This is a genomic window from Profundibacter sp. (genome assembly GCF_056498605.1).
In genome coordinates, this window is sequence record NZ_JBSMEZ010000049.1 from 1 (window position 1) to 10,202 (window position 10,202).

Annotated in this window: 13 protein-coding genes; 7 read left to right on the forward strand and 6 right to left on the reverse strand. The window is 54.5% G+C overall.

Annotated elements, in window-relative coordinates:
• Nucleotides 1-500 precede the first annotated feature (500 nt).
• The gene (locus ACWB12_RS05410) at nt 501-1,154 is read right to left on the reverse strand and encodes a helix-turn-helix domain-containing protein (protein WP_479529047.1); all 654 of its coding nucleotides are present in this window, start codon (nt 1,152-1,154) and stop codon (nt 501-503) included.
• A 55-nt stretch (nt 1,155-1,209) separates the two neighbouring features.
• On the opposite strand from ACWB12_RS05410, the gene ACWB12_RS05415 reads away from it, so the two are divergent.
• The gene (locus tag ACWB12_RS05415; RefSeq protein ID WP_479529048.1) at nt 1,210-1,935 is read left to right on the forward strand and encodes a DUF4336 domain-containing protein; all 726 of its coding nucleotides are present in this window, start codon (nt 1,210-1,212) and stop codon (nt 1,933-1,935) included.
• Here the strand turns inward: ACWB12_RS05415 and ACWB12_RS05420 are convergent.
• Both ACWB12_RS05420 and argH read right to left on the reverse strand, forming a co-directional pair.
• Nucleotides 1,930-2,103, reverse strand: coding sequence for a hypothetical protein (locus ACWB12_RS05420; protein WP_479529049.1), 174 nt, complete (start codon nt 2,101-2,103; stop codon nt 1,930-1,932). The two genes, ACWB12_RS05415 and ACWB12_RS05420, sit on opposite strands and share 6 nt — an antisense overlap.
• Nucleotides 2,100-3,506 (reverse strand): argininosuccinate lyase, encoded by a 1,407-nt coding sequence (gene argH, locus ACWB12_RS05425; RefSeq protein ID WP_479529050.1) that lies wholly within the window; start codon nt 3,504-3,506, stop codon nt 2,100-2,102. The genes ACWB12_RS05420 and argH overlap by 4 nt, the downstream gene beginning before the upstream one ends.
• Before the next feature lie 22 nt (nt 3,507-3,528).
• Between argH and ACWB12_RS05430 the strand changes: the two genes are divergently transcribed.
• Nucleotides 3,529-4,095, forward strand: coding sequence for a TlpA disulfide reductase family protein (locus ACWB12_RS05430; protein WP_479529051.1), 567 nt, complete (start codon nt 3,529-3,531; stop codon nt 4,093-4,095).
• Here ACWB12_RS05430 and ACWB12_RS05435 read toward each other — a convergent pair.
• Nucleotides 4,092-4,664, reverse strand: coding sequence for a DNA-3-methyladenine glycosylase I (locus tag ACWB12_RS05435; RefSeq protein ID WP_479529052.1), 573 nt, complete (start codon nt 4,662-4,664; stop codon nt 4,092-4,094). The genes ACWB12_RS05430 and ACWB12_RS05435 overlap by 4 nt on opposite strands.
• Nucleotides 4,665-4,792: 128 nt before the next feature.
• Here ACWB12_RS05435 and ACWB12_RS05440 point away from each other — a divergent pair, with 128 nt between their 5' ends.
• The 3 genes from ACWB12_RS05440 (at nt 4,793) to phbB (ending at nt 7,708) form a co-directional block, all read left to right on the forward strand.
• The gene (locus tag ACWB12_RS05440; protein WP_479529053.1) at nt 4,793-5,632 is read left to right on the forward strand and encodes an EAL domain-containing protein; all 840 of its coding nucleotides are present in this window, start codon (nt 4,793-4,795) and stop codon (nt 5,630-5,632) included.
• 96 nt (nt 5,633-5,728) lie between these two features.
• Entirely contained in the window at nt 5,729-6,907 is a 1,179-nt protein-coding gene (locus ACWB12_RS05445) for an acetyl-CoA C-acetyltransferase (protein WP_479529054.1), read from the forward strand.
• A gap of 78 nt (nt 6,908-6,985) precedes the next feature.
• Nucleotides 6,986-7,708, forward strand: coding sequence for an acetoacetyl-CoA reductase (gene phbB / locus ACWB12_RS05450; protein WP_479529055.1), 723 nt, complete (start codon nt 6,986-6,988; stop codon nt 7,706-7,708).
• A 3-nt stretch (nt 7,709-7,711) separates the two neighbouring features.
• On the opposite strand, the gene ACWB12_RS05455 is transcribed toward phbB, so the two are convergent.
• Nucleotides 7,712-7,882: a hypothetical protein gene (locus tag ACWB12_RS05455; RefSeq protein WP_479529056.1), complete on the reverse strand. Its 171-nt coding sequence runs from the start codon at nt 7,880-7,882 to the stop codon at nt 7,712-7,714.
• Between the two features lie 110 nt (nt 7,883-7,992).
• Between ACWB12_RS05455 and gcvA the strand changes: the two genes are divergently transcribed.
• Nucleotides 7,993-8,937, forward strand: coding sequence for a transcriptional regulator GcvA (gene gcvA / locus ACWB12_RS05460; RefSeq protein WP_479529057.1), 945 nt, complete (start codon nt 7,993-7,995; stop codon nt 8,935-8,937).
• Nucleotides 8,934-9,812, forward strand: coding sequence for an aromatic amino acid exporter YddG (yddG, locus tag ACWB12_RS05465; protein ID WP_479529058.1), 879 nt, complete (start codon nt 8,934-8,936; stop codon nt 9,810-9,812). Before gcvA ends, yddG begins: the two co-directional genes overlap by 4 nt.
• On the opposite strand, the gene ACWB12_RS05470 is transcribed toward yddG, so the two are convergent.
• Nucleotides 9,809-9,973 (reverse strand): YdcH family protein, encoded by a 165-nt coding sequence (locus ACWB12_RS05470; RefSeq protein ID WP_479529059.1) that lies wholly within the window; start codon nt 9,971-9,973, stop codon nt 9,809-9,811. The genes yddG and ACWB12_RS05470 overlap by 4 nt on opposite strands.
• Nucleotides 9,974-10,202 lie beyond the last annotated feature (229 nt).

A 10,202-nucleotide genomic window follows, 5' to 3' on the forward strand; every position in this document is an offset into this window, starting at 1 on the left:
CGATCAACCGCGTTCGTTGCTTAACAGTATACATTATATAATCCGAAATTATCACAAAAGGGGATTTTGGATTTTGCTCTCGGGCCATCTATCTCTCCTTTGAATTAAACAGTATATTTTAAGGCCACTACAGTTACCGCAAGAGACAAAAATTTTCATGGGTATCCAATCGAATGGCAAACACTTTTCTTAATATAACCAGTCGGAAGGGTGCACACCTCACCAATCGCACCAACGACACAGCCCTCCTCAAATCTCTAAAATGATTAACCCCAGCAACCAGCACCAAAACACACCCAGCAAAATCTCTCTAGAGTTGATCCTATCAGTGCGCCCACTATGATCAAGGAAAAGTGTGCCGGAAGACGGCTCGCTACAGAACACGGGCAGCAAGCCAACCCAATCCACCCCTTATCGGTTGTTCTCTCTTAGCGCGTGAACCGCTCCCTTCATTAGCTGAAAACCGATTTCTGGATGAGGGGCTTTTTGTTTAGCCCTCTCTAAAGATTGCGCAGCCGTTTTTTGATCTGGCGCCGTTCCCAGCTTTCACCGACGGGTCCGTTAAACCCAAACAGCCAAATCGCAATGACCGCCATTATAATGCCCAATCCCAGCGTCGGCCAAATCATCCACAGGTAGCCCGACCATGTCAGCAGATTGATCGCCAGTAACACCACCAGAACCAGATCAACGAAAATCGCTAATGTGAAAAATATCTTTAGTTTGCGCACATGCTTCACCACGCCGCGTTCCGCGTCCGACATATTTTGGGTCGCCAGCCCGCCATCAACGTCATAATCCCGATCATAGGATTTCAGGTAATGGGCATATTTTAGGGCGGCGCGGTCCTCAGAGGTCAGGCCGTTGTCAGGATTTGTCATATTAATATCCTTTTGCAGGTTGGAAATCGGGGTTTCAAACACCGCTGCCAGACACTTCAAGGATTCCAGACTGGCCTTGCCGCCACGTTCAATCCGCTGGATCGTGCGGGTCGATACGCCGGATATTTCGGCCAACTGTTCTTGTGACCAGCCCCGCTCGATGCGCAGATTGCGAATAACCATGTCGTCCTCACGCGCTGGTTTCGGTGTGCCCTTAATCTGGACCATGCGCACCAGTATAACCACGACATAGCCCCGACAAAACCCCGCCATATCGCCGTCAAACCGCAGGATTGTGTTGGTTTGGCATTGGTTCTAGTCTGTAAGCATGAGCGGATATGCCCCCCTGAACACGTTAAAACCCGTTGGTGATGAAATCTGGCTCGTTGATGGTCCATCCATCCGGTTCTACGGCGTGCCGTTTTCAACCCGCATGACGGTGGTGCGGTTGAAAAACGGCGATGTCTGGCTGCATTCTCCCACCAAGATATGCGATGCGCTAAACGCGGAAATCTCCGCGCTTGGCCCCGTCCGCCACCTGATTGCGCCAAACTGGATTCACTACGCCTATATTTCTGAGTGGCAAAAGGCATTCCCCGACGCCTGCGCCTATGCTGCCCCCGGCATCGTTGCGCGAGCGAAAAAGCATGGGATGAACATCAGGTTTGATCAGGATCTGACCCAAACAGCGCCTGATGCATGGGCCGGACAGATTGAACAAATGATTGTTGAGGGCAGCAAAATCCACCGCGAGGCAGTGTTCTTTCACACCGCGTCCCGCACCCTGATCCTGACTGATCTGATCGAAAATTTCGAGCCGCGAAACCTGTCATGGCCCCTGCGCATCCTGACCCGTCTGGGCGGCATCCAAGACCCTGACGGGCAAATGCCACGCGATATGCGGATGACGTTTTCAAAGGGTCATCGCAAACTGCGTGCCGCTGTTGAGCAGATGATCGAATGGGGACCGGAGCGGATTATTCTGGCGCATGGCCGCTGGTATGACCGCGACGCGGTTACCGAGCTGAAACGCGCATTCCGCTGGGTATTATAACCCGATATTGACGTTCACTGGACCAATACGCGTGCCAACCGAAACCGAAGGATTAACCCCGCCAGATGTGATCGACACCCCCGCGTTTACCGAAGGGCGCACGGGTTCGCCATTGGCACCGCAAGCGGCCAAAACCGCAAATGCCATCAAAGTCGCGATAACCTTCATCCCAACACCTCTTTCCAGCGGGCAACTTGCTTGCGCACTTGTGCGGGCGCTGTGCCGCCATAAGACACGCGACTGGCCACCGAATTATGCACGCCCAGCACATCAAACACCCCCGCGTTGATGTCATCATGCACCGATTGCATATCATCCAGCGACAACTCGGGCAAATCGCAGCCCTTGCTTTCAGCCATCCCCACCAGCGTCCCCGTCACATGATGCGCATCCCGAAACGGCATACCCAATTCACGCACCAGCCAGTCGGCCAGATCGGTGGCGGTGGAAAATCCGGTGGCGGCGGCAATTTCCAACTCCTTACGGTTGGCAGTCAAATCCGCCACCATCCCCGTCATCGCGGCCAGCGCCAACATCAAGCTGTCAGCGGCATCAAACACCTGTTCCTTGTCCTCTTGCATGTCCTTGGAATAGGTCAGCGGCAGACCCTTCATCACCGTGAACAGGCCGACCATCGCCCCCATGATCCGGCCAATTTTAGCGCGGATCAACTCGGCGGCATCAGGGTTTTTTTTCTGCGGCATGATGGATGATCCGGTCGAAAACCGGTCAGACAACGCCACAAACCGGAACTGCGCCGAGGACCAGATCACCAGCTCTTCGGCAAAGCGTGACAGATGCATGGCACAAATCGTGCTGGCGGCCAGAAACTCCAGCGCAAAATCCCGATCCGCCACCGCATCCAGCGAATTGGCGGTAGGCGCGTCAAAACCCAGCGCCGTCGCCGTCATATGCCGGTCAATCGGAAATGACGTACCCGCAAGGGCCGCGGCCCCCAAGGGCGATTGGTTCATCCGGTTACGCGCATCCTGAAACCGGCTCATATCGCGGCCAAACATCTCGACATAGGCCATCATATGATGGCCCCACGTCACCGGTTGGGCCACCTGCAAATGGGTGAACCCAGGCATCACCCAATCGGCGCCAGCTTCGGCCTGCACCAGCAGCGCCGACATCAGAGCACCGATGCCCTCAATCGCCGCATCCGTCTGGTCGCGCACCCACATCCGGAAATCCAGCGCCACCTGATCATTGCGCGACCGCGCCGTGTGCAGACGCCCCGCAGGCTCGCCGATCAAATCCTTCAGGCGGGACTCCACATTCATGTGAATATCTTCAAGCGCCGTGGAAAATTCAAAATTTCCACCCTCGATCTCTGACAAAACCGTGAGAAGCCCTTCCCCTATCGCCTCGGCATCCTTATCAGTGATAATGCCTGTGGCTGCCAACATGGCGGCATGGGCACGCGACCCCTGGATGTCCTGTGCGGCCATTCGCTGATCAAACCCGATCGAGGCATTGATCGCCTCCATGATCGCGTCAGGACCAGCGGCGAACCGCCCGCCCCACATAGTGTTGGCGTTCTGGGTGTCTTTTGAAGTTTTGGTCATGTCTGTGGCCTTGGAGGAATAAATGGGTATCTTTCGTTCTGTCGTCCTATACGCGGCCTTGGCACTTGGTGCAAACAGCGCTGTGGCGGATATTGCCGACCTTGAAGCCCTGCGCGAAGGGTTGATGAAGAAACTGGTGTTTCATTCCATGCCGAAACCCGTGTCGGCCAAGGTGTTCACTGACCCCAGCGGTGGTGAACGCAGGTTGGCAGATTATCAAGGCAAATACATCCTGCTGAATTTCTGGGCCACATGGTGCGCACCATGCCGCAAGGAAATGCCATCGCTGGACAACCTGCAAGAAACACTGGGCGGAGATAAATTCGAGGTGGTTACCGTCGCAACAGGCCGCAACACATTGCCTGGAATCAAAAAGTTCTTTGAAAATGCAGATGTCACCTACTTACCTATCCTGCTGGACCCGACACAAGCCTTGGCCCGCGATATGGGCGTTCTGGGCTTGCCAATATCTGTGATCATTGATCCTAACGGCGATGAAATTGCCCGTTTGCGTGGCGATGCTGAATGGGATACCGATAGTGCAAAAGCCATAATAAAGGCACTTATCTTATCTGGCGAAAACGGCTAACGGGCTAGTTTCGCCACCCTGTCATGGCACGGGCACCCCACCACATGGTCATTCACCATGCCCACCGCCTGCATGAACGCATAGACAATGGTCGGGCCGCAAAACTTGAAACCTTCCTTTTTCAAGTCTTTGGATATTTGCACCGATAGCGGTGTCTGCGCTGGAACCATATCCATCGTTTCAAACCGGTTCTGCAACGGTTTGCCATCCATGTAGTTCCACAGGAACGTATCAAACCCCTCGCGCGCCTCGATCACCTGCCACGCCTTGGCGTTGCCTATCGTCGCTTCAATCTTACCGCGGTGGCGCACGATGCCGGCGTCCCCCAACAGGCGTTCAACCTCGGCTTCGCCCCAGCCTGCGATCACATTCGGATCGAACCCCTCGAAGGCCGCCCGAAAGTTATCGCGCTTCTTCAAAATGGTGATCCAGCTCAGACCGGCCTGAAACCCGTCCAGAATCAGTTTCTCCCACAGGGTGCGGCTGTCGTACTCCGGCACGCCCCATTCATCATTATGATATAAAATATATAGTGGCTCTGATCCGACCCATGTGCAGCTATCTCCCATAAAACCTCCTGTTTTCAACTAATTACTGATGTTCGAAACAGTTTAGCAAAATTAGAACCAAATGTGAACATTTACCTGTTCTTAAGTGGTATGGCCACAATGTGCCCTAACACGGGACGGAGAATCTGATGCAAGACAGACGAATATTCACAACGCCGGAACTATCCCCTGCGATGGACAATCCGCTGGATTTTGCCGTTCGTGCGCGGGATCGACACACACTGAAAATGGTCAAGGACGCGCTGCGTCGTAAACAGGTTCTGCTCGCCTATCAACCGGTTGTGCGCGCCGACTGTCACCACCGCCCCGCCTTTTACGAGGGGTTGATCCGTGTGCTGGATGAAACCGGTCGCATCATTCCGGCGCGGGATTTTATTGGCGTAATCGAAACCGATGAAATGGGGCGCATCATTGATTGTCTGGCGCTTGAATTGGGGCTGGCCACACTGGCCGAAGAACCGGGCCTGCGCCTCTCCATCAACATGTCCGCGCGCTCCATCGGGTATAAACGCTGGATGGATACGTTGTTGCACGGATTACAAATTGATCCAACGGCGGGCGAACGTCTGATACTGGAAATCACCGAATCCTCGGCGATGATGATGCCGGAACTTGTCACCTCCTTTATGGCTGACTTACAGAAAATGGGGATTTCATTCGCGCTCGATGATTTTGGCGCGGGATATACCGCCTTTCGATTCCTCAAGGATTTCTATTTCGACATTGTAAAAATTGATGGGCAGTTTATTCGCAACATTCATTCCGAGCCCGACAATCAAGTGTTGACCAAGGCCTTGATATCTATTGCCGAGCAATTTGAAATGTTTACCGTCGCCGAATGCGTAGAAACCGCTGAAGATGTGGGATTCCTTGAATCAATCGGCATTGATTGCCTGCAAGGCTATTTCTTTGGCGCACCGACAACGATGCCCCCGTGGCGCATACCGGCCGAAGAAAAACGCGCCTAGCAATCTATTGCCGCTTCAACGCAAACCTCCTAACACTGTGATCAACACGGGGGTTGCGATCTGACCCTCGCGCATACCAGCACAGAGGACAGCCAAATGACCAACATCGTAATCGCATCCGCCGCCCGCACCGCCGTTGGCAGCTTTCAAGGCTCTTTTGCCAACACACCTGCGCATGATCTAGGCGCGACAGTTCTAGAAGCGGTTGTCGCACGCGCCGGCATCGACAAGTCCGATGTTTCCGAAACCATTCTCGGGCAGGTTTTGACCGCCGGTCAGGGGCAAAACCCCGCCCGACAGGCCCATATCAACGCGGGCCTACCAGTCGAATCTGCAGCATGGTCGATCAATCAGGTTTGTGGATCCGGCCTGCGCGCCGTCGCACTTGCCGCCCAACACATTAAACTGGGTGACGCCGAGATAATTGCTGCGGGCGGTCAGGAAAACATGTCGCTTTCCCCACATGTGGCACATCTTCGCAACGGGCACAAAATGGGCGATGTGAAATACATTGACAGCATGATCCGCGACGGGCTGTGGGATGCGTTCAACGGTTACCACATGGGTCAAACGGCCGAAAACGTTGCCAACCAATGGCAAATCAGCCGCGAAATGCAGGATGAATTCGCCGTCGCCAGCCAGAACAAGGCCGAAGCGGCGCAAAAGGCGGGCAGGTTCGCTAACGAAATCATCCCTTTCACCGTCAAAACCCGTAAAGGCGAAACCGTTGTGGATGCGGATGAATACATCCGGCACGGGGCCACCATTGAAAACATGCAAAAACTGCGTCCTGCGTTCGTGCGTGAAAACGGCACCGTCACCGCCGCCAATGCCAGCGGTATTAACGATGGCGCGGCGGCAGTCCTTTTGATGTCTGCCGACAATGCCGAAAAACGCGGTATCACCCCGATGGCGCGGATCGCCTCTTATGCCACCGTCGGTCTTGACCCCTCGATCATGGGGGTTGGTCCAATCGGTGCCAGTCGCAAAGCGCTAGAAATCGCTGGCTGGAAAGCGCAAGACCTTGATCTGGTAGAGGCGAACGAGGCCTTCGCCGCCCAAGCCTGCGCCGTCAACAAAGATATGGGTTGGGACCCTGCTGTGGTGAATGTAAACGGCGGCGCGATTGCCATAGGTCATCCCATCGGCGCATCCGGTTGCCGCATCCTGAACACTCTGCTTTTTGAAATGGTCCGGCGCAATGCCAAAAAAGGTTTGGCAACTTTATGCATCGGCGGCGGAATGGGTGTTGCGCTCTGCGTCGAACGCGGGTAAGGAAAATCCATCGCGTAACAATATTACGCATTTGATCGACATGACGTAATTTAATTACGTGTCCGAATGGAGCTAGATATGACCAGAGTTGCCCTTGTAACTGGAGGCACGCGCGGAATTGGCGCGGCGATTTCTACGGCCCTACAGGCAAAAGGCTACTCCGTCGCTGCCACCTATGCCGGCAACGATGCAGCCGCCGCGCAGTTCACAAAGGACACCGGCATCAAAACCTATAAATGGTCTGTGGCCGATTATGACGCTTGCGTAGCGGGCATCGCGCTGGTCGAAGCCGATCTGGGACCAGTAGAAATTTTGGTCAACAACGCCGGCATCACCCGCGACGGCATGTTCCACAAAATGACCCGCGACCAATGGCAAGAGGTGATGGACACCAACCTGAACGGGGTCTTCAACATGACCCATCCTGTTTGGAACGGCATGCGGGACCGCAGCTTTGGCCGCGTTATAAACATTTCGTCGATCAACGGGCAAAAGGGGCAAATGGGGCAGGCGAATTATTCCGCCGCCAAAGCAGGCGACATCGGCTTTACCAAGGCGCTGGCGCAAGAAGGCGCATTCAAAGGCATCACTGTGAACACCATCTGCCCAGGCTACATAGGTACCGAAATGGTGATGGCCGTGCCGGAAAAAGTGCGCGACAGCATCATTTCCCAAATCCCTGTTGGCCGCTTGGGCGAAGCCGGTGAAATCGCTCGCTGCGTGACCTTTCTGGCGTCAGACGACTCCGGCTTTATCACTGGCTCCACCCTCACCGCAAACGGCGGGCAGTATTTGGCATAAGCATCAATTGGGGCAGCACTGCGTTGGTATCGCCTCTTTTTTCAAGGCCACACCATCCTTGGGTTTCGCAACAAATGAAAGCCATTTGAACAATCTGAAAAAAGAGTCACTTCGCTGTTTACGCCCCTTCTCAAGCAGGGTTTTGATCTGCGGATCTGATGTAATCATAAGCATTCTCATTTCCTCATTCATCAGAGTTACTTAACTTTACTCAATATGGGTGCTACAATTATCATTGACAAACGAGACTTTTAATCTTCTCAGATAAGTTATACTTAACTGATATGAAAACACGCCAGCCCCCTCTCACCGCCCTTCGCGCCTTTGAAGCTGCCGCGCGACACATGAGCTTCGCAATGGCCGCAGCCGAGCTAAACGTCACCCCCGCGGCCCTTAGCTTCCAGATAAAATCGCTAGAGGATCACCTGGGCCAGCCGGTATTCCGCCGCCTGAATCGCGCGGTTGAACTGACCAAAGCGGGCCAATTGCTGGCCCCTGCCACCACTGAAGGTTTCGCCACCCTGAATGCCGCATGGCGAAACGTGCAGCGCCAAACTGACACTCAAACCCTGACCATCACCGCTGGTCCCGCATTTACCGCGAAATGGCTGGCCCCGCGGATGTTTGATTTTGCCCAGACCCACCCTGATGTAGAACTACGGTTTTTCGCCACCCTGCGCCTGATAGATTTCGAGCGTGACGATGTCGATGTCGCGATCCGTTTTGGCGAGGGGCCGGACGACGGGTTGTTCAGTCAGGACATCATCAAGGAATGGATGACCCCGATGATGTCGCCCGAAATGGCCCGCAAAATCAAAACTCCAGAGGATTTGCGGAGCGCAACTCTGTTACATCAGGACGATTTTACTTTCATCAAACAATCGTCAAACTGGAATACATGGTTTCAGGAACAGGGGTTGGGGCAGCCGCCCGAAGGCGGCCCGCGGTTTTCACAATCCGACCACGCAAATGACGCAGCCATCGCTGGAACCGGCGTGGTTCTGGGCCGCTATTCGCTGGCTGAACGGGCGTTGCGCGACAATCAGTTGGTCGCACCGTTCCCGTTGGCCATTGCCGTCACAGCCCGCTATCGTATTGTCTATCCGCTGGGTGCGGAAAAACGGCCGCAAGTAAAAGCATTTATTGACTGGGTGCTGAAAGAGGTCTCAAACATGCATAAATGCAAGGGATCGCGCCGGTTTGTCGCCCAAGAGGACATCAAAATATGACCCGCGCCCGCGCCACCGCTATCGGCTTCATTGCCGTCCTTCTATGGTCATTACTCGCGCTATTTACCGTCGGCACCGCCCCCGTGCCACCGTTTCAACTCACTGCGATCTGTTTTGCCATCGGCGGGTCAATTGGCCTGATCTGGACGGCGCGAAATAACGGTTTTCACCACCTTAGCCAGATAAACTGGCGCATTTACGCGTTCGGAACCGCCGGATTGTTCGGCTATCATTTCCTGTATTTTTCCGCCCTGCGCCGTGCACCCGCCGCCGAAGCAGGCCTGATTGCTTACCTGTGGCCGCTGCTGATCGTGCTGTTTTCCGGATTTTTGCCAAACGAAACCCTGCGCAAGGGTCATGTGATCGGCGCGATCATCAGCTTTTCCGGCGCCGCAATGATTGTGCTTAACGGGGGCGGTGGGTTTCAGGCAGACTCGATGATCGGCTACACCCTCGCCTTGTTGTGCGCCCTGACATGGGCCGGATATTCGGTCCTGTCACGCCGTCTGGGCAACATCCCGACCGACAGCGTTGCGATTTTCTGTCTGGCCACTGCGGTCCTGTCAACCATCGCGCATCTGGCGCTTGAAACCACCGTCTGGCCCGCCACCACATCTGGTTGGTTGTCAATCATAGCACTTGGCGTTGGCCCTGTTGGGTTGGCATTTTATGTCTGGGACATCGGGGTAAAACACGGCAACATCCAGCTGTTAGGGGTTGCATCTTATGCTGCCCCGTTGCTGTCGACATTCGTGTTAATAGGGGCTGGTATCGCAAACGCGACATGGGCGTTGCTGATTGCGGCTCTGCTTATCACTGCAGGCGCAGCACTGGCGGCGCACGCCAGTGCCACAGTGTCAAAGGTTCAGCCCTAGGCCGAGAGACGCGAAATCTCTTCCTTTAATCGTAATTTTTGTTTCTTGAGGTCGACGATATGCAGGTCGTCGCTGCCCGGGTTGCGCTGCTCATGCTCAACCATTTCAGATAGATTTTGATGTTTTTTGCGAAGTTCAATCAGGTGTGAACTCATAGTCATAAGTTGCTCTCCCTTATTTTGATTACCGTAATATCAGTCGATCACAAATCGGGCAGCATGTCACGAAAAACACGCGGCCCATGACTGATACCCCTAGAAAACACTGAAAAACTTTATTTTGTCTTAACACCGTCCAGCCCCATTGCGGCCCCGGTCCGCAGCACTGCGCGTATCTGTCGGGTATAGCTTTCCCTATCGCCGTCATGCGCAGCGCCCTCGGGCATCACTG